Source organism: Janthinobacterium agaricidamnosum NBRC 102515 = DSM 9628 (genome assembly GCF_000723165.1).
GTDB classification, from domain to species: Bacteria; Pseudomonadota; Gammaproteobacteria; order Burkholderiales; family Burkholderiaceae_D; genus Janthinobacterium; species Janthinobacterium agaricidamnosum.
The window spans coordinates 3,985,352-4,006,036 of the sequence record NZ_HG322949.1 but is presented as its reverse complement, the minus strand read 5'-3'; the positions used below and the strand labels follow the sequence as shown (position 1 = coordinate 4,006,036).

17 protein-coding genes are annotated in these 20,685 nt (G+C 64.2%); 6 read left to right on the top strand and 11 right to left on the bottom strand.

Annotation, left to right across the window (positions count from 1 at the left end):
* Positions 1-140: 140 nt before the first annotated feature.
* The gene (locus GJA_RS17085) at positions 141-1,094 is read right to left on the bottom strand and encodes a hypothetical protein (protein ID WP_038494499.1); all 954 of its coding nucleotides are present in this window, start codon (positions 1,092-1,094) and stop codon (positions 141-143) included.
* Complete coding sequence (mutS, locus tag GJA_RS17080) at positions 1,091-3,793, bottom strand: DNA mismatch repair protein MutS (RefSeq protein ID WP_038494496.1); 2,703 nt, start codon at positions 3,791-3,793, stop codon at positions 1,091-1,093. The genes GJA_RS17085 and mutS overlap by 4 nt, the downstream gene beginning before the upstream one ends.
* Positions 3,794-4,087: 294 nt before the next feature.
* On the opposite strand from mutS, the gene GJA_RS17075 reads away from it, so the two are divergent.
* Entirely contained in the window at positions 4,088-5,119 is a 1,032-nt protein-coding gene (locus tag GJA_RS17075; protein ID WP_038494492.1) for a zinc-dependent alcohol dehydrogenase family protein, read from the top strand.
* 92 nt (positions 5,120-5,211) lie between these two features.
* Here GJA_RS17075 and GJA_RS17070 read toward each other — a convergent pair whose 3' ends face one another.
* Complete coding sequence (locus GJA_RS17070) at positions 5,212-5,853, bottom strand: glutathione binding-like protein (protein WP_038494489.1); 642 nt, start codon at positions 5,851-5,853, stop codon at positions 5,212-5,214.
* Positions 5,854-6,084: 231 nt separating this feature from the next.
* On the opposite strand from GJA_RS17070, the gene GJA_RS17065 reads away from it, so the two are divergent.
* Positions 6,085-6,813: an SDR family NAD(P)-dependent oxidoreductase gene (locus GJA_RS17065; RefSeq protein ID WP_038494486.1), complete on the top strand. Its 729-nt coding sequence runs from the start codon at positions 6,085-6,087 to the stop codon at positions 6,811-6,813.
* A gap of 141 nt (positions 6,814-6,954) precedes the next feature.
* The gene (locus GJA_RS17060; RefSeq protein WP_038494483.1) at positions 6,955-7,812 is read left to right on the top strand and encodes an oxidoreductase; all 858 of its coding nucleotides are present in this window, start codon (positions 6,955-6,957) and stop codon (positions 7,810-7,812) included.
* Between the two features lie 22 nt (positions 7,813-7,834).
* Here the strand turns inward: GJA_RS17060 and GJA_RS17055 are convergent, their stop codons facing one another.
* The 4 genes from GJA_RS17055 to GJA_RS17040 all read right to left on the bottom strand — a co-directional run bounded on the left by GJA_RS17055 (position 7,835) and on the right by GJA_RS17040 (position 10,278).
* Complete coding sequence (locus GJA_RS17055; protein WP_051781018.1) at positions 7,835-8,626, bottom strand: molybdopterin-dependent oxidoreductase; 792 nt, start codon at positions 8,624-8,626, stop codon at positions 7,835-7,837.
* 2 nt (positions 8,627-8,628) lie between these two features.
* A complete protein-coding gene (locus GJA_RS17050; protein WP_051781016.1) occupies positions 8,629-9,186 on the bottom strand; it encodes a cytochrome b/b6 domain-containing protein in 558 nt (185 codons plus the stop codon).
* 55 nt (positions 9,187-9,241) lie between these two features.
* On the bottom strand, positions 9,242-9,856 hold the full coding sequence (locus tag GJA_RS17045) for a hypothetical protein (RefSeq protein WP_038494477.1): 615 nt from the start codon (positions 9,854-9,856) through the stop codon (positions 9,242-9,244).
* Positions 9,857-9,972: 116 nt separating this feature from the next.
* A complete protein-coding gene (locus tag GJA_RS17040; protein ID WP_038494474.1) occupies positions 9,973-10,278 on the bottom strand; it encodes a putative quinol monooxygenase in 306 nt (101 codons plus the stop codon).
* A gap of 109 nt (positions 10,279-10,387) precedes the next feature.
* Here GJA_RS17040 and GJA_RS17035 point away from each other — a divergent pair, with 109 nt between their 5' ends.
* Entirely contained in the window at positions 10,388-11,353 is a 966-nt protein-coding gene (locus GJA_RS17035) for a GlxA family transcriptional regulator (protein WP_038494472.1), read from the top strand.
* On the opposite strand, the gene GJA_RS17030 is transcribed toward GJA_RS17035, so the two are convergent.
* Complete coding sequence (locus tag GJA_RS17030) at positions 11,350-12,432, bottom strand: aldo/keto reductase (protein WP_038494469.1); 1,083 nt, start codon at positions 12,430-12,432, stop codon at positions 11,350-11,352. The two genes, GJA_RS17035 and GJA_RS17030, sit on opposite strands and share 4 nt — an antisense overlap.
* Before the next feature lie 148 nt (positions 12,433-12,580).
* Between GJA_RS17030 and GJA_RS17025 the strand changes: the two genes are divergently transcribed.
* Positions 12,581-13,501 (top strand): AraC family transcriptional regulator, encoded by a 921-nt coding sequence (locus tag GJA_RS17025; RefSeq protein ID WP_197539798.1) that lies wholly within the window; start codon positions 12,581-12,583, stop codon positions 13,499-13,501.
* Positions 13,502-13,516: 15 nt separating this feature from the next.
* Here the strand turns inward: GJA_RS17025 and GJA_RS17020 are convergent, their stop codons facing one another.
* Positions 13,517-14,692, bottom strand: a complete 1,176-nt coding sequence (locus tag GJA_RS17020) for an MFS transporter (protein ID WP_038494466.1) — start codon at positions 14,690-14,692, stop codon at positions 13,517-13,519.
* Positions 14,693-14,778: 86 nt separating this feature from the next.
* Between GJA_RS17020 and GJA_RS17015 the strand changes: the two genes are divergently transcribed.
* Positions 14,779-15,711, top strand: coding sequence for a LysR family transcriptional regulator (locus GJA_RS17015; RefSeq protein WP_038494463.1), 933 nt, complete (start codon positions 14,779-14,781; stop codon positions 15,709-15,711).
* Positions 15,712-15,780: 69 nt separating this feature from the next.
* On the opposite strand, the gene cphA is transcribed toward GJA_RS17015, so the two are convergent.
* Both cphA and GJA_RS17005 read right to left on the bottom strand, forming a co-directional pair.
* Entirely contained in the window at positions 15,781-18,357 is a 2,577-nt protein-coding gene (gene cphA / locus GJA_RS17010) for a cyanophycin synthetase (RefSeq protein WP_038494460.1), read from the bottom strand.
* 116 nt (positions 18,358-18,473) lie between these two features.
* Positions 18,474-20,633, bottom strand: coding sequence for a cyanophycin synthetase (locus tag GJA_RS17005; protein ID WP_038500194.1), 2,160 nt, complete (start codon positions 20,631-20,633; stop codon positions 18,474-18,476).
* Positions 20,634-20,685: the final 52 nt, after the last annotated feature.

The following is a 20,685-nucleotide window of genomic DNA, read 5'->3' as shown; positions in this document are numbered from 1 at the left end:
CTCTAAGAACGCTCTAAAAACCTGCTGCGCGATTCAATTCCCGGCCTGCGATGCTCACTGTACTGTTCGTACAGCTCCGCTTCTCGGTCAGGACTTGAACCGCTCGCTACGGTTTTAAGAGGTTCTGAAGCGTAGTAGTTCTAACGGTTATCTCCGACATCAAACAGGGGATAAGCGCTGTGCGGCGGGTTGACGTCGATCTCGACCCAGCCGGCACTGACGCTGATATGGCCCAGGTTGTCGCGCCAGGCGATTTGCTGTTTCAGCGCCTTGTCCAGCTTGGTCTTGCCTTGCGTATCGACCAGCAATACCTTGCCATCGTAGTGTTTGGCGAGCGCCTTGATCTGGCGCCGCGGACCGGCAAAACCATCTTGCCGGCCATTCAACCCCGACAGCAGCGAACTTTCCTCATCGTTCAGCGCACCGACGTCGCCATCGGAAAACAGCACGATGCCATCGAGCTTCCTGCGCTGCGCCATCGCGAACAAGCGCTTTAGCCAGGAACGGTTGGCCACCAGCCGGTCTTCGAATTCACTGTTGCGTCCGGCTTCCGGCAAGTAGTGATTATTATTGGCCGGTAAATTAATGGTGGCGAACAAGACTTTACCGTATTCCCAGTGTGCATTTTCGGCATAGCTGCGGAACTTGGCGCTGGCCGACAGCCGCGACAGGCCCAGCTTGTGCAGGCCCAGGGAATTGTCGTCGGCAAAGAAGACGTCGCGCAGCCGGTTCAGGCGTTCGATCGCATTCGAGCGGCCGGCCGAATTCTTGCAGGCGCTCCAGTCGCTGGCCGCCAGCGACAAGACCAGCGGCGGTTCGCTATGGCCGAACAATTCCTTGCGCTGGCTGTACAGCTTGTCACCGCACGATTCCGCCATCGACTTGAGGCCGGTCGCCACCACGAAGGCCGGTTGCGCCAGGTTGGTTTCCTTGATCGCCTGTTTTAAGGGCGCATCGTCGGACCCGGTCTTGAAGGAATGGCCGATGACGCCGAATTGGAAGCCGCCCTTGCGCCCGGGCGGCGGAGCGGCCGAGGCCGCCTGACAGGCCAGGGCGGCCAGCAGCACGAGCGTCAGGGCGCAATGGCGTCTCATGCCAGCGCGGGAACGGCCAGGCGTTTTAACTGGTACAACTGTTCCAGCGCATCGCGCGGCGACAGCGCATCCGGATCGAGCCGATCCAGCGCATCCAGCAATTCCTGTACCGCCGCCGGATGGCCGCTGGCAACAGCGGCCTCGGCCACCGGCTCGTCTTCTTCATACGGATCGGCCAGCGGCGCGGCGAACAGGTCGCGTTGCGGGGTGGCGTCCAGCGCCTGCGCTTCCAGCCGCGCCAAATGCTTGCGCGCGGCCTTGATCACCGGCTGCGGCACGCCGGCCAGCTGGGCCACTTGCAAGCCGTAGCTTTGCGACGCCGGCCCGGCTTGCACCGCGTGCAGGAAGATGATGCTGTCCTTGTGCTCGACCGCCGACAAATGCACGTTGGCCGCGCTAGGGTGGCTTTCCGGCAATTGCGTCAATTCGAAATAGTGCGTCGCGAACAGCGTGAAGCTGCGGCTGGTATCGATCAGATGGCGCGCGATGGCCCACGCCAGCGCCAGGCCGTCGAAGGTCGACGTGCCGCGCCCGACCTCATCCATCAGCACCAGCGAATGTTCGGTGGCGGCGTTCAGGATGCCGGCCGATTCGGTCATTTCCACCATGAAGGTCGAACGGCCGCCGGCCAGGTCGTCGGTCGCGCCGATGCGGGTGAAGATGCGGTCGATCGGGCCGATCACCGCGCTGCTGGCCGGCACGTAGCTGCCGACATAGGCCAGCAGCGTGATCAGCGCCACCTGGCGCATGAAGGTCGATTTACCGCCCATGTTCGGGCCGGTGATCAGCAGCAATCTGCGGTTATTGACGAAGCGGCAATCGTTGGCGATAAAGCGTTCGATCTGGTTCTCGACCACCGGATGGCGGCCTTCGACGATATTGATGCACGGCTCGCCGACCAGTTGCGGCGCATTCCAGTTGTATTGCAGCGCGTGCTCGGTCAGCGCGGTCAGCGTGTCGAGCTGGGCCAGGCCCTGGGCGATGGTTTGCAGCGTGCCGATATGCGGCGCCAGGTCGGCCAGCAATTGGTCGTACAACACTTTTTCGCGCACCAGCGCCTTGTCTTGCGCCGACAGGGCCTTGTCTTCAAACACCTTCAATTCCGGCGTGATGTAACGTTCGGCATTTTTCAGCGTTTGGCGGCGGCGGTAATCGTCCGGCACCTTGTCGGTCTGGCCGTGCGTGACTTCAATATAAAAGCCATGCACCCTGTTGTATTCGACGCGCAGGTTGGCGATGCCGGTGCGGGCCCGTTCGCGGGTTTCCAGGTCGACCAGGAATTGGCCGGCGTTTTCCGACAGCGCGCGCAACTCATCGAGTTCGGCGTCGAAACCGCGCGCGAACACGCCGCCGTCGCGCACCATCGCGGCCGGCTCCGGCGCCACCGCGCGTTGCAGCAAATCGAGGCAGGCATCGGGCGTCGCCAGCGCGCCATGGATGGCGGCCAGCAAGCCGTGTTCGCCGCCCTGGCCGGGGCCGTAGCAGCGCAGCACGCTGTGGCGCAGCGCCGGCAATTGCTGCAAGCCATCGCGCAGCGCCGCCAAGTCGCGCGGCCGCGCCGACAGCAGCGCGACGCGGGTGGTGATGCGTTCGATATCCGGCACTTGCGCCAGCGTGGCCGCCAGTGCGCCGCTGGCTTCGCTTTGCGCCAGCGCACCGATCGCTGCGTGGCGCGCGCGCGCCACGTCCTGGTCGCGCCGCGCATGGTGCAGCCAGTGGCGCAGCAAGCGCGAACCCATCGCCGTGCGGCAATGATCCAGCAGGGAAAACAGCGTCGGCGCTTCCTGGCCGCGTATGGTCTCCGTCAATTCCAGGTTGCGCCGGGTGGCCGCATCCAGGCCGATGAATTCGGTTTCCGTTTCGGTCGCCAGGCTGCGCACATGCTGCAAGCCGCGGCCCTGGGTCGACTGGGCGTAACGCAGCAAGGCGCCGGCCGCGCCGAACGCCGCACCCAGGCCGTCGGCGCCGAAACCGGTCAAGGTCGCGACGCCCAGCTGGTCGAGCAAGGCCTTGTGGCCGCCGACCACGTCGAAATGCCATTCCGGCACCCGGTTGACGTTCAGGCTGGCGCCATCGTCGAACATGTCGCCATTGTCGGCGCGCAAGATTTCGGCCGGCGCGATGCGTTCCAGTTCTTGCTGCAAGCGCACCGCGGCGGTCTTGCTATCGCCGGAAAACTCCATCAGCTTCAGCGCGCCGCTGGCCAGCGACAGCCAGGCCAGGCCGGTGCTGACCACCTTGCGCTGGGTAATCACGCACAGCGCCAGCAAAGGGCGCTCGGATTTTTCGGGCAGCAAATCGGCGTCGGTCAGCGTACCGGGCGTGACCACCCGCATCACCTTGCGTTCGACCGGTCCCTTGCTGGTGGCCGGATCGCCGATCTGTTCGCAAATCGCCACCGATTCGCCGAGCTTGACCAGCTTGCCCAGGTAACCGTCGAGCGAGTGGAACGGCACGCCGCACATCTTGATCGGATTGCCGTTCGACGCGCCGCGCTGGGTCAGCGTGATGCCGAGCAGGCGCGCGGCTTTTTCGGCATCCTCGAAGAACAGTTCATAAAAGTCGCCCATGCGGTAGAACACCAGCATGGTCGGATGTTCGGCCTTGATGCGCAGGTATTGCTGCATCATCGGCGTGTGTTTCTCGCCCGCGCTTTTCTTCGCCGCGGCGGCATTAATTTCGTTTGGAACTATGGTCATGTGATCTTGGGCTAAGGACTGCGCGCATGCGCGCTGGATAGCCGTGCATTTTACCGCTTTCACAACAGGTGGTCGCGACAAAACGCATGCCTGCCGGGAATCGCGGCGCCGCCTTGCCCTTGGCGATTGGCGTGAGCTGCCTGCTGGCGGTCAGCCACATTGTGTGTAGGAAACAGATTTTGCGGTTTAAGCCTATAATAAATCATTGAGACAATGATAACCTTATAGGTTTCATGGATATTATTTCTTAAGAAACTGATAAATATTAAATAATTATTTGCTTGTGGGGCACTGATGAAAAAATATCTGATTACTAATGCTGATCAACAACTGAACAGCTTTCAATGTGTCGAGGCGGATCTGCCAACACCGGGATTTGGCGAGGTGCTGCTCAAGTTCCATGCGGCCAGTCTTAATTTTCTTGATTTGATTGTTGCTCGCGGTGATTTTAATTTTGAGGGCATGGTCTTCCCCTTGGTTCCCGGTACGGATGGCGCGGGCGTCGTTGCGGCAATTGGTCCGGGTGTGCAAGGCTTTTCGGTCGGCGATGCCGTGATTCCCAATTTCCATGCCGGCTGGGTGGCCGGCCTGCCGACGCTGGCCGAATTAAAGCCCATGCGCGGCGTGAATCTGCCAGGTTCGCTGACGGAGTATGGCGTCGTCCCGGCCGCTTGCCTGGTGCCGATGCCGGCGCATTTATCCTTCGAGGAAGCGGCTGCGTTGCCGATTGCGGCAGTGACCGCCTGGAATGCTATCGCGGCGGGCAACGTGAAGCCGGGTTCTACCGTGGTGTTACTGGGAACCGGTGGCGTCAGTCTGTTTGCATTGCAGTTTGCAAAAAGCCAGGGCGCGCGCGTGATCATCACCTCATCGTCCGATGACAAGTTGCGGCGCGCGCGGGAACTGGGGGCGGATGACACGATTAACTACCGTACTCATCCGAACTGGGATGAGGAAGTGATGAGACTGACACAACATCGGGGCGCGGATCTGGTGGTTGAAACGATAGGACAAGAAACCTTTGCCCGCTCGCTCAAGGCCGCGGCGATCGGCGCCACGATATTTGTGATTGGCGTGGTCAGCGGCGCCGATTTCCAAATTTCAATCTGGCCCATCATGCACAAGGTGTTGCGCATCATTGGCAATGACACCGGCTCGATCAAGGATTTCAGGGATGCGATGCGCGCGATTGAAGCGGCCAGGATAACACCGGTAATCGACCAGGTGTTCGCCTTCGAGGATGCGCCGGCAGCCTACCAAAAGCTGGCCAAGGGGGGCCACTTCGGGAAGATCGTTATTTCGATGAATAAGTCATCATCATTGTGACGAGGCGGCACCGGCTGGTCCCTCTCATCGGCGACTGGCCGTGCAGGGGAGATCGCCCAAGGGGGGGCATCCGCGCCGGAACGCGGCGGCGCTTAACTGGCGATGATGCCGCTCGCCAGCGCATACGCGCGTTGCGTGGCCGGCCGCGCGGCCACCCGCGCTACCCATTGCCGGAGCGCGGGGAACGCGTCCAGTTGCTGGCCTTGCTTGTGATGCGCGGCGATCCAGGGGTAGCAAGCCATGTCGGCGATGCTGTATTCGGCGCCGGCGATATGCTCGCGGCCGTCGTTCATATGCCGCTCGAGCACGCCGTACAGGCGCGCGGTTTCCTTGCGATAGCGTTCGATCGCGTACGGCAGCTGCTCCGGCGCCGCGTGCAGGAAGTGGTTGCTTTGCCCCGCCATCGGACCCAGCCCGCCCACTTGCCAGAACAGCCACTGCATGGCCAGATGGCGGTCGCGCGGACTGGCTGGCAAGAACTTGCCGGTCTTTTCCGCCAGATAGCACAGGATCGCGCCCGACTCGAACAGGCTGTACGGCGCGCCGCCGTCGGCCGGCGCCCGGTCGACCAGCGCCGGGACGCGGTTGTTGGGCGACAGCTTCAGGACGTCGGGGTGAAATTGTTCGCCGTTGCCGATGCGGATAGGAACCAGGCGGTATTCCAGGCTGGCCTCTTCCAGAAAGAGCGCGATTTTATTGCCATTCGCGGTGGGCCAATAGTGCAGTTCCAGCATGATGAAGTTCCTGATCAGGGTGAGTTGTACGCCGGGGTTTAACTTGCATCCAGCATACTTTGATTAACAATAGGGTCAGAATAGCGCCAAAACACCGTTGAATTAGTTACTTCATGTAATAACTAATTATCTGGCGGGCCGATTTATCCCGGGAACTGTCTGGCGTAAAGTTGTTGCAGCGGATTTGATCGCTGATCGTATCCATCTGACACAACTATTTGGAGTTTCACCATGACCCAGCAACAAAAAACCATCATCGTCACCGGCGCTTCGCAAGGCATAGGCGCCGGCATCGTCGAAGCGTTCCTGAAGCGCGGCTACAACGTGGTCGCCACCTCGCGCAGCATCGGCAAGAGCGGCGTTTTCGCGGCATCCGACAAGCTGGCGCTGGTCGACGGCGACATTGCCGACGCTGCCACCGCGAGCAAGATTGTCGATACCGCCATGCAGAAATTCGGCGGCATTGACGCCCTGGTCAACAACGCCGGCATTTTCATCGCCAAGCCTTTCCTCGAATATACCCCGGAAGATTTCAACGCCTTGGTGCGCACCAACCTGGAAGGTTATCTGTACATCAGCCAGCTGGTCATCAAGCAAATGCAGGCGCAGCAGCGCGGCGGCAGCATCGTCGGCATCAGCAGCACGCTGGTCGATGCGCCGAACACCTCGCTGACCGCCGCCGTGCCGATGATTACCAAGGGCGGCATCGACGCCATCAGCCGCAGCCTCGCATCGGAGTTCGCCAAGGACGGCATCCGCGTCAACGTGGTCGCGCCGGGTTCGGTCGACACCCCGCTGCTGAAAGGCATTCCGCAAGAGTTCCTGAAATCGCTGCACCCGCTGGGCACGATTTCCAGCGTCGAGGAAATCGCCGACGCGGTGGTCTACCTGACCGAAGCCAAGCAAGTCACCGGCGAAGTGCTGCGCGTCGACGGCGGCGCGCACAACGGCAAGTGGTAATCGGCCGCTAGCTTGTGGATCTGCGCGGCGCGCTTGCGCCGTGCATGAACACAAGCGGTAGCGCCCGGAGATATCCGGGGAGCGATGCCATGCGCAAGGTGCGCTTTCTGCTGAAACCAGATCAACCAAAGAGTCGCTACGATGGAAAACAACGAGAGTCACGATGGCGCGCGGCGCACGTGGCTGATCACCGGCGTCAGTTCCGGCCTGGGCCTGGCGTTTGCGCAGGCCGCGCTGGCGGCCGGCGACCGCGTGATCGGCACGGTGCGCAAGGACGGCGATCGCGGCGAGTTTGAACAACTGGCGCCGGGACGCGCCCACGCGCTGCGGCTCGATGTCAGCGACTTTTCCGCCATCGCCGTGGCGGTGGCGCGGATGCTGCAGCAGTTCGGCCCGATCGACGTGCTGGTCAATAACGCCGGTTATGGCCATGAAGGCACGCTGGAAGAGTCGCCGCTGGAAGATTTGCTGCGCCAGTTCGACGTCAACGTGTTCGGCGCGGTGGCGCTGATCAAGGCCGTGTTGCCGCAAATGCGCGAGCGGCGCCGCGGGCATATCGTCAACGTCACGTCGATGGCGGGCATGGCGGCGCTGCCGGGCATTGCGTACTACAGCGGCAGCAAATTCGCGCTGGAAGGCATCACCGCATCGCTGGCGCAGGAAGTGGCGCCGTTCGGCATCAAGGTCATCGCGCTGGCGCCCGGTTCCTTCCGCACCGACTGGGCCGGCCGTTCGATGGTGCGGGCCGAGCGCCGGATCGGCGACTACGACACGGTGTTCGATCCGATCCGCGCGGCGCGCCAGGCCAGGAGCGGCGCGCAGGCCGGCGATCCGCGGCAGGCGGCGCGGGTCTTGCTGGATATTGTCAACGCGGACCAGCCGCCGCGCCATTTGCTACTGGGCAGCGACGCGCTGAAACTGGTGCGCTCCCGTATCGACGCGCTGAGCGCCGAACTGGATCGGTGGGAAACGCTGTCGCGCCAGACCGACTATCGCTGATGCGCGATGATGAAATGGCCGTTCAGGATCCGCCAAACCAGTTATAACCCTGGTTCTCCCAGTAACCGCCAGGGTAGTCGTTGGTCACGCCGATGGCCACGATATGCTTGGGATTTTTGTAGCCGAGTTTGGTCGGAATGCGCAGCTTCACCGGGAAGCCATATTGCGGCGGCAGCACCTGGCCGCCATAGGTCAGCGCCAGCAGCGTTTGCGTATGCAGTGCGCTGGGCATGTCGATGCTGGTCCAGTAATTGTCCGCACAATGCAGCGACACGTACTTCGCGCTGAGATCGGCGCCCGCATGCCGCAGGAAATCGGAGAAGCGCACGCCGCCCCATCGGCCGATGGCACTCCATCCTTCGATGCAAATATGACGCGTGATCTGGCTTTGCTGCGGCATGGCCCGCAGTTCCGCTAGTGTCCAGGCACGCTTGCCATGCGCCAGGCCGCTCACCCGGAGGCGGTAGTTGGCGGCATCGATGGCGGGAACATCATCGATGTCGTAAAACGCGTTGAAGGGAAACGGCCGCGTGATCATCGATGCCGGATAGGTGGGCGCCATCTGCTTCGGATTGAACAGCAGCGCTTGCGCCTGGTCGTTGAAGGCCGACATTTTGCGCAGCATCATGTTGACGGATTGGCCGGTGGACAAATCGCAGCCGGATAGCATGGACAGCCCGCCGAGCGTGAGGACTTGCTTGCCGAGCAGGCGGCGCGCCGGCTTTTTCAGTTCCTTGCGCGCATCCCGGATGATGGATTCAGCATCCGGGACAATCAGCGTGCCGGGCTGCGGTATCTTTTTATGAAAAGTCATGATTAGCGTCCGCGTATCATCAGAAGCAGCGAGCGCGGCACCAGTGCGGCCATGATGACGTGCACGATAAAAAACACCAGCAAGACGCTCATTGCGACAAAATGCACCACGCGCGCATTGTCGTAGCCGCCCATCAGCGTGCGCAGCAGCGGGAACTGCACGGATTTCCATAGCGTCAGTCCGGACAGGATGAGGAGCGCACTATCCATGATGACGATCAGATAGGCCAATTTTTGTATGGCATTGTAGCGGCTGAGGTCCGCATGTCCGAGCCTGCCGCGCAGCGCGGCGATGGCATCGCTGGCCAGCGACTGTACGCTGAGCGGCAGCAGTTTCCGCCGCAGGCGTCCAGACACGATATTCAGCCAGAGGTAGACGAGGAAATTTGCGGCCAATACCCACATGACCGCAAAATGCCATTGCAAGGCGCCGCCAAGCCAGCCGCCCAAGGTAATACCGGGAGCAAAACGTATCACTGGAAAAATCGGTGACGCATCATAGATCTGCCAGCCACTTGCCGCCATCAATGCGACAGCGCCTGCATTAATCCAGTGTGTCATACGGACCCAGGCGGGTTGAATCGTTGCATGGTGCACGGCGGCCTCGCGCTGGAAGTCAGAATTGCGGCGCCATGCCGTCCTTTTCGACGAACAGCACATGCGCGTCATACACTCCTTTCGCGCCTGGCGTCACCACCACAAACACTTTTTTACCGGTCGTCAGATCCGTCTTGCTCGCTGGAACCGGCGTCACGACCGGCACGCTTTTCGGCACGGTCACCGTGCTGGCGCCCCCCTTGTAGGACAGATGGAGTTCCTGGCCACTGGCGCCGGTCACCATGGAGACGACGTTGGCGTTGGTCATGCTGCTGTTGGGCCCGAAGTCATAGGCAAAATGCCCTTCGGCGGTACCGCGCGCTGCCTCGGGAAAGACGATCATCGAAGTCGCCGTCAATTTGCCGTCGCTCCCGGTGAGCGCCGGCGTGCCCACGTAAGAGCCGACCCTGACGTCGGAAAGCTTGGCGGGCTTGAACGCCGACACCCCGACAGCAGGCTTGACATTAATCGACACGGTGTCGCCGCTGTTGCGGTGCACGGTCAGCATTTCGCCTTTGAACGACACGATATCGCCACGAATGCGTTCCGGCTTGACGTCAGGCGTTTGCGCAAACGACGCGCCCGACAACGCCATCGCGGCGCACAACACGCCCAGTTTGTAATGAATCGACATGAGTTACTCCAATTTAGATAAGTACGATTGAACGGGGCTGCCGCTTGCTGGCGCATCCCGCAGCCGCCCGGGCCAGCCTGGCGACAGCGTTGCTGAACTGCAGAAACACCCAGGAATCAGGTCAACTGATTCTTCATGGCAAGGACATCAATGGCTTCGATGGCCGGGGGACTTGCCAGCAGTTCTTCGACGCGCGCCATCAGGGCGTCGGCCATGCTGCCGTGCAAATGCGCCTGGCGATCCGCGTCAGTCGCGAAGGCGTCGAATACGCCGAACGTCGTCGGCGACAGCCTGAGGGCGAACCAGATTGGCGTAGTGGTTTCCCGATTGGTCAGTTCAAGGCCGGCGGCAAGGAAGTCCGCTACGGCTTGTTCCTTGCCTGGTTTGGCTTCCAGTCGTACAAATAAAGCATGCTTGATCATCTTTGTTCTCCAGTGTCGGCATGAGGGATTCATGCGGTCTGGAGCACTATACGAACTGGACAAGCTGATGTATATTGTCCCGATCGACAATTAAGGTATCGATCCAGCCATGCGAATCTTTATTCTTGCGCTCGAAGGAGTATTCGACACCGGCCTCGCCACGGTGTTCGACAGCGTAACCATGGCCAATGGTCTTGCGCGCGCGGCGGGCATCGCGGCAGAGGCGTTCGACATTAGCGTGGTGGGAGTGCGGCCGCACGTACGCACAGCGCTGGGGATGCAAGTGCCGGTGCGCGACATGAGCGAGGCTGCTGCGCCCGACTGGGTGGTCTTGCCGGCGCTCAGTCATATGACCGCCGAGGAACTTGTGCCGGTACTCGGCCGTGACGATGTCGTCGATGCCATGGATGCCTTGCGTCGCTGGCACAGTGGCGGCGCCAGCGTTGCAGCGGCCTGTACGGGTACCTTCGTACTGGCTGAAAGCGGGCTGCTCGACGGTCATGCGGCCACGACCACCTGGTGGCTTTCGGCGCTATTCCGGCAGCGCTACCCGCAGGTGCACCTGGATGCGCACCGGATTGTCGTTCCCAGCGGCGGCGCGCTGACGGCCGGGGCGGCGCTGAGCCACCTCGACCTTGCACTGTGCCTGATCCGCAACAGCAATCCCGAGCTTGCGGCGCTGGTGGCCAAGTACCTGGTATACGATACGCGGCTGTCGCAGTCGGTCTATGCGATCACCGATCACATTGCCCATTCCGACCCGCTGGTCGAGCGTTTCGACCGTTGGGCGCGCGAGCACCTTGGCACGGCGATCTCGCTCGACGCGGTCGCCGATGCATTGGCGACCAGCAAGCGAACCTTGACGCGGCGTCTGAATGCCGTGTTCGGTAAAACCCCCATCGAGTACATTCAGGATCTGCGGGTGGAGCGTGCCGTTCATTTGCTCAAGACGAGCAAGCTCACCGTCGACCGCATCGCCGGGCAGGTCGGCTATGCGGACGGCGTCACTTTACGCACCTTGCTGCGGCGGCGGACCGGCAAGGGCATACGTGAGTTGCGGGCCTGGTCCGGTTAATAACGCGTGCTGCTGGCCGCCAGCCAAGGCAGGGCGGTGGTTTGCCTGCCGTCGACCTTGGCGCCGGCAAACGCCAGCATCGGCGCCAGGTGCTCGTTGATGTCGGCCGGGAAGTTCAGCGCCGGTGTCGATGCCGCGTCCAGCCTGGCGATCTGTTCGGCGCCCAGCTTGATGGCTAGCGAGGTCAGGTTGTCGTGCAACTGCTCCAGCCGGCGCGCGCCGATCAGCGTCGAGGCCACGCCAGCACGGCCTTGTACCCAGGCCAGCGCCACCGCTGCCGGGCTGGTATGGAGTTCGGCGGCGATGGCTCGCACCACATCGATCACCAGGAAATCCTTTTCGGATGGCGATGTGCCGATCAGCTTGGAACGCCCGGATTGGCTGATGCCGGCATTCTCGCGGGTATATTTGCCGGACAGCCAGCCGCTCTTCAGCGGGCTCCAGGGCATCGCGCCCAGCTTCAGTTCGCGCGCCATCGGCATCAATTCGCCTTCGACCGTGCGTTGCAGCAGCGAGTATTCCAGTTGCAAGGCGATCAGCGGCGCCCAGCCGCGGAATTGCGCAATCATGTGCGCCTGGGTAGTTTTCCATGCTGGCGCGTCGGAAATGCCGATGTAGCGGATCTTGCCGGCGCGCACCAGGTCGTCGAGCGTGCGCATGGTTTCTTCGATCGGCGTGCTGGGTTCCCAGTTATGGATCCAGTACAGGTCGATATAGTCGGTTTGCAGGCGGCGCAGCGACGCTTCGCATTGTTCGATGATCGCCTTGCGGCCGTTGCCGCCGCCGTTCGGGTCGCCGGCATGCAGGTTGCCAAAGAATTTGGTGGCGATCACGCTGCGGTCGCGGCCCTTGCGCCTGGCAAAATAATCGCCGATGATTTTTTCTGAGTGGCCATTGGTGTACATATTGGCGGTATCGATGAAGTTGCCGCCCTGTTCCAGGTAGGTGTCGAGGATGGCTTCCGCTTCGGCCGGGCTGCAGCCCCAGCCCCAATCTTCGCCGAAGGTCATGGCGCCGAGGCACAAGGGGCTGACATGCAGGCCGGAATGGCCGAGGGTGATGTAGGAATCGAGCGACATGGTGTACTCCTGATGATAAGGGGAAGGCGGGTTTGCCCAAGTCGCTATCTAACCATTTCACGGCGTCGTGACGATAGCCGAAACCGCGCTGACTCTTGCACGATCCGCTCAATCGCCCCGCGCCGGCCGGTTTTGGCTTGCGCCGGCCATGAGCGGCGGCTACCATCAAGGCATGGAAAAATTGACTGAAATCGGCGCCTTGATCCAGCGCCATGCGCAGCGCTGGCCAAGCCGGCTGGCGCTGGACGGCGTGCGGGTGTTGGCCTCGGAGGGCGTCACCGCGCCTTTGCGGCATGTGGCCGAGCCGGTGTTTGCGCTGGTGGCGCAGGGCGCCAAGCGCACCATGCTGGGCGACCGGGTGTACGACTATGGCGCCGGACAATACCTGGTGGTGTCGGTCGATTTGCCGATCAGCGGCAGCATTACCCGGGCCAGTCCGGCCGAGCCGTTCCTGGCGGTCGGCCTGACGCTGAAGCCGGCCATCATCGCTTCTCTGCTGCTGGAGATGCCGGCCGGCGCGCCGCGATCGGGTTTGTCCGGCCTGCATGTCAGCAGCGCCACGCCCGATGTGCTCGATGCGCTGCTGCGTTTGCTGCGCCTGGCGGATCATCCGGCCGATATCGCGGTGCTGGCGCCGCTGATCGAGCGCGAAATCCACTGGCGCCTGCTGTCGGGCGAGCAGGGCGCGGCGCTACGCCAGATCGGCATGGCCGACAGCCGCTTGTCGCACATCGGCCGCGCCATCAGCTGGATCTGCACCCATTATGCGCAAGCGCTGCGCAGCGAAGACCTGGCGCGGCTGGCGTCGATGAGCGTGTCATCGTTCCACCGGCACTTCCGCGCCGTGACCGCGATGAGCCCCTTGCAATACCAAAAGCAGATCCGCTTGCAGCAAGCGCGGGTGCAACTGATGCGCGAGGCGGCCGACGTGGCGGCGGTCGGCTACAGCGTCGGCTACGACAGCCCGTCGCAATTCAGCCGCGAGTACAGCCGCTTGTTCGGCGCGCCGCCGGGGCGCGACGTGGCGCAGCTGCGCGCGCTGGGCATGCCGCCGGCCGCCATCATCTGACGCTTATGATGTGATTCAGGCGCAGGCCGCCAGCCGCGCCGAGCGGGCCGAGCGCGACCAGCCGAGCGCCGCGAAGGCCAGCAGTATCAAGCCGATCGACACCAGCGGCAAGCTGTCCAGGCCCCACCGCGGCGCGATCTTGCCGGCGCTCGACGACCCCAGCGCCATGCCGATGAACAGGCACGATGAATTGAGCGCCAGCACCAGGCCGCGCCATTCCGGCGCCAGTTCCACCATGCGCCGCTGCTGCGCCGGCAGGAAGATGTCGACCGCCAGCGCCCACAGCACCAGCGTGGCCAGCGCCACGGCCAGCCAGCCCGGCGTCACGGCCAGCACCACGAAGGCGACGCTCATCATCAGCAGCGACATCGTCAGCGAACGTTCGGCCGACCACAGCATCGCCAGCCTGCGCGCCACCTGGTTGCCGGCGATGCCGGCCAGGCCGTAGACCAGCAGCGCGACCGACACCATGTGTGGGCCGGCGCCGAATTTGTCGTGCAGGATAGGCGTGATCATGGTGTAGCTGGTGAACAGGCCGCCGAGGCCCAGCACCATCACCGCCAGCGCGCTGCTCAGGTCGCGCCGGCGCAGCACCGCCAGCAAGTCGCGCAAGCGCACTTGCCGGCCCGGCGAGCGGTCTTTCAGCAGGGCCGCCAGCAACACGCCGGACAGCACCGACAGCAGCGCGATCAAGCCGAACATCCAGCGCCAGCCCAGCGCATGCGCGATCCACGACGACAGCGGCACGCCGACCACCGAGGCCACCGTCATGCCGGTAAATACGATCGCCAGCGCCTGGCCCTGGCGTTCCGGCGGCACCATGGTCGAAGCGAGCGACGAACCGACCGGGGTCACCGCCGCCATGCCGAGGCCGGTGACGATGCGCGCCGCGATCAGCACCGCGTAATTCGGCGCCAGCGCGCAGCCGGCCGCGCCCAGCGCCACCGTGGCCAGTCCGGCCAGCAGCAGCGTGCGGCGCGGCAAATGGCCGGCGAACACCTGTATCAGAGGCGCGCTGACGGCGAAGGTGATGGCGAACACCGCCGCCAGCATCGCCACCGCGCCGCGCGATATGGCCAGCGCGCTGGCGATTTCCTGCAGCGCGCCGATCACCGACAGCGAGGCGGTGCCGGTGGCGAAAAACGAAAAACTCAGCGTCCTGAGGGTGATGGAGGTGGCGCGGTCCGGCATGATGATCTCGGCAGAATAAGGATGCCCGCATGATGCGGTCTTTAATGGTATATTGGAAATCGATTGTTTGTATTCGAGGTATAACCATGATCGATATGAAAGGGGCGGACCTGGCCTTGCTGGTGTCGCTCGACGTGTTGCTGGAAGAAGCCAACGTGACCAAGGCGGCGCTGCGCCTGAATATCAGCCAGCCGGCGCTGTCGGCGCAACTGGCGCGCTTGCGCGAACTGCTCGGCGATCCGCTGCTGGTGCCGTCCGAAAGCGGGCGCGGCATGGTGCCGACCGCGCGCGCCGAACTGTTGCGGACGCCGCTGCATGACGCGCTGCGCGGCCTGGAAAAGACCGTGCGCGAACCGCCGGTATTCGATCCGGCCAGCGCCCAGCGCACTTTCAGCGTGGCGGCCAACGATAACGCCACCGTGGTGCTGGGCCTGGGCCTGGCGCGCAGGTTCGAGGCGGTCAACAGCGCCGGCTTGCGGCTGGCGTTCCGCAGCGCCGATCCGCAGCAGGTGGTGGGCCAGATGGAGCGCGGCGAGGTCGATGTGATACTGGCCGGCTCGCGCTTCCTGCCGGACGCGCTGAAGACGCGCACGCTGCTCAACGATGTCTTCATGCTGGCGCAGCGCAAGGGCCATCCGCGCGGCGCTGGAGCGCCGGACCTGGCGGCCTACTGCGATTTGCAGCATGTGATCGTGTCGAACAGCGGCGGCTTCCATGGCCTCATCGATGAGCGGCTGGCCTTGCTGGGCATGCGGCGCAGGGTGGCGCTGTCGGTGTCGAACTACAACCTGGTGCCGCTGATACTGGCCCGGACCGATTATGTGTGCGCCTTGCCGCAATGCCTGCTGCGCCGCTTCAGCGACACGCTGGACGTGTTTCCGCTGCCGCTGGCCGACCTGGATTTCACGCTGTCGCTGGCCTGGCATCCGCGCAGCGACAACGACCCCGGCCACCGCTGGCTGCGCGAACAGCTGGTGGTCGAGGCGGGCGAGCATATTCCGCCGCAAAACCGGGGATAAAGGGGGAGTGTAGAACGGGACAACAGAAAGGGCGGCGCTGGAAACGCGCGCCGCCCCGGATGGTCAAGCTCAGCCTTGCGCGACGCGCGCCGCGATATGCGCCAGCGCGTCCTCCACCTGGTCGATCAGGATCAGGCACAGGTCGCCTTCCGACAGGCGCGCCAGCGCCTTGTCGATGGCGACGAATTCGCCGTTGATTTCATCGATATAGGCGGTGCGGCTGGCGCCCTGCAAGCCCTGGCGCAGCAAGGCGACCACTTCGCCGTCGGCGCGGCCGCGCTGGCACTGGTCCTGGTACAGCAGCACGTCGTCGAAGGCCGCGCCGAGGATTTCGGTTTGCTGGCGGATGTCTTCGTCGCGCCGGTCGCCGGCGCCGCTGATGACCACCGAGCGGCGCTTGGCCGGCATGCTTTCGACCGCCCGCACCAGCGCCAGGATGGCGTCCGGATTGTGGCCGTAGTCGGCGATCAGCGTCGCGCCGCGGTAGTGGAACACATTGAAGCGCCCCGGCGCGTTGTCGCTCTCGTTGGCGAACGATTTCAGGCCGGCGCGGATCACATCCCATTCCAGTCCGACCGCCCATGCCGCCGCCACCGACGCCATCACGTTCTCGACCTGGAAGCCGATGCCGCCGTTGCGCGTGATCGGCACCGCCGACAGCGCGATTTCATGGCGCTGCTTGCCTTCGGCGGCGACCAGCTTGCCGTCTTCGACGAACACCACCCGCAAGCCGTTGGCGCGGTGCGCCGCCATCACCGGCAATTCCGGGTCTTGCGCAAAGAAGGTCACCGAACCGCGCTTGTTGGCGGCGGCCGCCATCTTGACCACCGCCGGGTCGGCCGCGTTGAGCACCGCCACGCCATGGTCGGCGATGTTTTGCACGATCACCCGTTTCAGCACGGCCAGGTCTTCCACCGTGGTGATGTAGTTCAGGCCGAGGTGGTCGCCGGCGCCGATATTGGTCACCACCGCGACCTGGCAGCGGTCGAAGGCGAGGCCCTCGCGCAGCATGCCGCCGCGCGCGGTTTCAAACACCGCCGCGTCGACGTCCGGGTGCAGCAGCACGTTGCGCGCGCTGCGCGGGCCGCTGCAATCGCCGCTGTCGATCTGGCGGCCTTCGATATACACGCCGTCGGTATTGGTCATGCCGGTGCGCAGGCCGCTGGTCGTCAGCAGGTGGGCGATCAGGCGCACGGTGGTGGTCTTGCCGTTGGTGCCGGTCACCGCCACCACCGGAATGCGGCCGTCGTCGCCGTCTTCGAACATGGCCGAGACGATCGCTTCGCCGACCGCGCGGCCCTTGCCGAACGACGGCGACAAGTGCATCCGCAAGCCCGGCGCGGCGTTGACTTCGACGATGCCGCCGTTTTGTTCTTCCAGCGGCTTCAGCACGCTGTCGCAGACCACGTCGACGCCGCAGATGTCGAGGCCGATCATGTGGGCGGCGGCGATGGCGCTGGCGGCGACGTCCGGGTGCACGTCGTCGGTGACGTCGGTGGCCGCGCCGCCGGTCGACAGGTTGGCGTTATTGCGCAGGATGACGCGCTGGCCTTGCGGCGGCACCGATTCGGCCACATAGCCCTGCACCGCCAGGCTGGCCAGCGCGATGTCGTCGAAGCGGATCTTGGTCAGCGAGGTCGCGTGGCCGCTGCCGCGGCGCGGGTCGAGGTTGACGGTGTCGACCAGTTGACGCACCGAATGGATACCGTCGCCGACCACTTGCGGCGGATCGCGGCGCGCCGCGGCGACCAGCTTGTTGCCGATCACCAGCAGGCGGAAGTCGTTGCCCGGCAGGTAGCGTTCGACCAGGATGTCGTCGCGGAATTCGGACGCGGCGTGGAAGCCGGCCGTCAGTTGGTCGCGGGTGGTGATGTTGACCGTCACGCCCTTGCCCTGGTTGCCGTCCTTCGGCTTGATCACCACCGGCAAGCCGATTTCATTGGCCGCGGCCCACGCATCGTCCGGGTCGCTGACCACGCGGCCCATCGGCACCGGCACGCCGGCCGCGTCGAGCAGCTTCTTGGTCAATTCCTTGTCTTGCGCGATGGCTTCGGCGATCGCACTGGTGCCGTCCATTTCCGCCGCCTGGATCTTGCGCTGGCGGCTGCCCCAGCCGAACGTGACCAGGCTGCCGTCGGTCAGGCGGCGGAACGGGATGTTGCGCGCCAGCGCCGCCTGCACGATCGAACCGGTGCTCGGTCCCAGGCGCACGTCTTCATCCAGGTCGCGCAACTGGGCCAGCGCGGCGGCCAGGTCGAACGGCTGGTCGTCCAGCGCGGCGCGGCACAGTTGCTGCGCCAGGTCCAGCGCCAGGCGGCCGACCGCTTCCTCGGAGTACTCGACGACTACCTGGAAGATACCCAGTTCCAGCGTCGGGGTGGTGCGGCTGAACGTGACCGGGCAGCCGGCTTGCGCCTGCAAGCCCAGCGCCGCCAGCTCCAGCACGCACGACATCGGGATCGCGTGGTCGTTGCCGGTCGATTGCAGCGGGCCCAGTTGCGGGAAGCGGACCCGCAGGCGCGCCTCGAAACCGGCGATGCCGCCGATGTGCAATTCGTCGGCGCTGCAGGCGACGATCGCTTCCACCGCGGTGTGGTGGCTCCAGAGGTTGGGGCCGCGCAAGGCCCTGACGCGAGATACTTCCATAAACCGTTAGTCCTATTTCGATGGTTGTCGCGCCGCCGCGCGCAAGTCTGCGCAAGTGGCGGCGCGCTGCGTCCGGCGTTCCTGGCCGGACGTTGTCATTAGTGTAGATTAGATCATTAATTCAAATCGAAGGAGCGCAAGCCGGCGCCGATCAATTCCGGCGCCACGTCCAGCGCCCACGCCGCGGCAACCGCCGCCAGCACGCTTTCCGGATCGGCCGCGATGGCCGGCTTCAACTGGGCCAGGCCCGGCAGCGCCGTCTGATTGGCGCCGTGGGCCAGCACGATATGGCCGTCGCGCAGGAATACCGCGCGCCCGCCGTCCGCCAGCTGGGTCGCGATGGCTTCCAGTCGCGGATCGAGACCGTAGAAAATCACCGCGCCGTCGGACAGTTCGGCCAGTCCGGCGACTTCCTGGTCGGCCGCGTTGAGCACCGCCGCGCCGCCCGGCAAGACCACGTCGATCTGGGTGCGCACCACCTTGTACAAGTCGGCGCCGGGCATGTAGTCGAATGCGGCCAGGTCGTGCTGGCTGTGCATGTCGGTGACGATGCCGACCGCGCACTTGTCGTAGGCCAGGCCTTCGGCCAGGATCAGGCGCGGATTGCTTTCGAAGACGGCGGTTTGCACCGAGCGGTTCAGCAGCAGGCGCTGGCCGGCGTCCCAGCTGATGTTGTCATTGCCGTTGACCTTGCGCTGGTTCAGGTACAAACCGTCGGCGCAGACCACGCCGGTCTGCTTGCCGCTGACGTTGACCAGCGCGCCGACCAGCCGCGCGATCAGGCTGGTGCCGCGGGTGCCGGTGACGCCGACCACCGGGATGCGGCCGGTGTCGTCGTCGGCAAACAGGTGTTCGATGATGGCCGTGCCGACCGGACGCGGCTGGCCGACGGCCGGTTTCAAATGGGCCAGCAGGCCCGGGCTGGCGTTGACTTCGATGATGGCGCCGCGCTGTTCGTCGAACGGACGGGTGATATCCTGGGTCACCAGGTCGACCCCGGCGATGTCGAGGCCGACCACCCGCGCGGCCAGCAGCGCCGCCTGGGCCACCGATGGGTGAACCTCGTCGGTGACGTCGATGGCGACGTTGCCGTTCGGCTGGATCAGCACTTGCTGCCCCTCCAGCGGCACCGAACTGGCGCTCATGCCCTGGCGCTGCAATTCGAGGATGACTTCGGCGCCGCTGTCCGGCTCCACGATATTGAGCGGGAAATCTTCGCCGGAGCCGCGCCGCGGGTCGGTATTGATCTGGCTGTTGACCAGCGCCAGGATGTCGGACCGGCCGTCGCCGGTGACCCACAGCGATTCGCCCTTGGCGGCGGCGACCAGCTTGTTGCCGACCACCAGCAGGCGGTGTTCGTCGCCGGGGATGAAACGCTCGACCAGCACCGCCGAACTGTCGCCCTTGCGGCTGGCAAGCTGATAGGCGGCGCTGACGTCGGCTTCGGTCATCAGGTTCAGCGACACGCCGCGGCCATGGTTGCCGTCATACGGCTTGACCACCACCGGCACGCCGATATCCTGCGCTTCTTCCCACGCTTCGGCGGCGCTGCGCACCAGGCTGCCTTCCGGCACCGGCACGCCGCACGATTTCAGCAGGAACTTGGTCAAGTCCTTGTCGCTGGCGATGCTCTCGGCGATTGCGCTGGTGCGGTCGGTTTCGGCGGTCCAGATGCGGCGCTGGCTGGCGCCGTGGCCCAGTTGCACCAGGTTGCCGTCGGTCAGGCGCACCGAGGGAATTTTTCGTTCGGTGGCCGCGTCGACGATGTTCGCCGTGCTCGGGCCGAGGCAATGTTCATCGACCAGGTCGCGCAGCACGGTCAGCGCCGCTTCCAGGTCGTATGGCTGGTCGTCGATGGCCGCCATCAGCAAGTCGCGGCCGGCGGCCAGCGCGGCGCGCCCGACCTGTTCCTGGCGTGTGCGGAAGGCCATCTTGTAGACCCCGCGCACGCTGGTCGAGCGGGTCTGGCCGAAGCCGGTGCGCATGCCGGCCAGGTTTTGCAATTCCAGCACCACGTGTTCCAGGATGTGGCCGGACCAGGTGCCTTCGCGCAGGCGCTCCAGGAAGCCGCCGCGCTCGCCGACGCCGCAGCGGTGCTCGATCAAGCCCGGCAACCACGCCGTCAGCCGTTCATACAGGCCGGGCAGGGTGTCGGACGGGAAATCCTCCAGCAAGCCGATGTCCAGCCGGGCTTCGATCACCGGGCGATAAGTCCAGATGTTCGGTCCGCGCAAATGGCTGACGTGGAGGATATCGATGTTCTTCTTGTTGTTCATGTAAGTGGTTTCTTGATCAGCCAGATTTTCTATAATGACTTTTTTGCAAGGC

Excerpts from the sequence above, each read along its gene's own strand:
- cphA (WP_038494460.1), bottom strand. The coding sequence starts at position 18,357 with ATGGAAGTATCTCGCGTCAGGGCCTTGCGCGGCCCCAACCTCTGGAGC.
- GJA_RS17035 (WP_038494472.1), top strand. The coding sequence starts at position 10,388 with ATGCGAATCTTTATTCTTGCGCTCGAAGGAGTATTCGACACCGGCCTC.
- GJA_RS17050 (WP_051781016.1), bottom strand. The coding sequence starts at position 9,186 with ATGACACACTGGATTAATGCAGGCGCTGTCGCATTGATGGCGGCAAGT.
- GJA_RS17015 (WP_038494463.1), top strand. The coding sequence starts at position 14,779 with ATGATCGATATGAAAGGGGCGGACCTGGCCTTGCTGGTGTCGCTCGAC.
- GJA_RS17020 (WP_038494466.1), bottom strand. The coding sequence starts at position 14,692 with ATGCCGGACCGCGCCACCTCCATCACCCTCAGGACGCTGAGTTTTTCG.
- GJA_RS17005 (WP_038500194.1), bottom strand. The coding sequence starts at position 20,633 with ATGAACAACAAGAAGAACATCGATATCCTCCACGTCAGCCATTTGCGC.
- GJA_RS17030 (WP_038494469.1), bottom strand. The coding sequence starts at position 12,432 with ATGTCGCTCGATTCCTACATCACCCTCGGCCATTCCGGCCTGCATGTC.
- GJA_RS17045 (WP_038494477.1), bottom strand. The coding sequence starts at position 9,856 with ATGTCGATTCATTACAAACTGGGCGTGTTGTGCGCCGCGATGGCGTTG.
- GJA_RS17065 (WP_038494486.1), top strand. The coding sequence starts at position 6,085 with ATGACCCAGCAACAAAAAACCATCATCGTCACCGGCGCTTCGCAAGGC.
- GJA_RS17055 (WP_051781018.1), bottom strand. The coding sequence starts at position 8,626 with ATGACTTTTCATAAAAAGATACCGCAGCCCGGCACGCTGATTGTCCCG.
- GJA_RS17040 (WP_038494474.1), bottom strand. The coding sequence starts at position 10,278 with ATGATCAAGCATGCTTTATTTGTACGACTGGAAGCCAAACCAGGCAAG.
- GJA_RS17070 (WP_038494489.1), bottom strand. The coding sequence starts at position 5,853 with ATGCTGGAACTGCACTATTGGCCCACCGCGAATGGCAATAAAATCGCG.
- GJA_RS17085 (WP_038494499.1), bottom strand. The coding sequence starts at position 1,094 with ATGAGACGCCATTGCGCCCTGACGCTCGTGCTGCTGGCCGCCCTGGCC.
- mutS (WP_038494496.1), bottom strand. The coding sequence starts at position 3,793 with ATGACCATAGTTCCAAACGAAATTAATGCCGCCGCGGCGAAGAAAAGC.
- GJA_RS17060 (WP_038494483.1), top strand. The coding sequence starts at position 6,955 with ATGGAAAACAACGAGAGTCACGATGGCGCGCGGCGCACGTGGCTGATC.
- GJA_RS17075 (WP_038494492.1), top strand. The coding sequence starts at position 4,088 with ATGAAAAAATATCTGATTACTAATGCTGATCAACAACTGAACAGCTTT.
- GJA_RS17025 (WP_197539798.1), top strand. The coding sequence starts at position 12,581 with ATGAGCGGCGGCTACCATCAAGGCATGGAAAAATTGACTGAAATCGGC.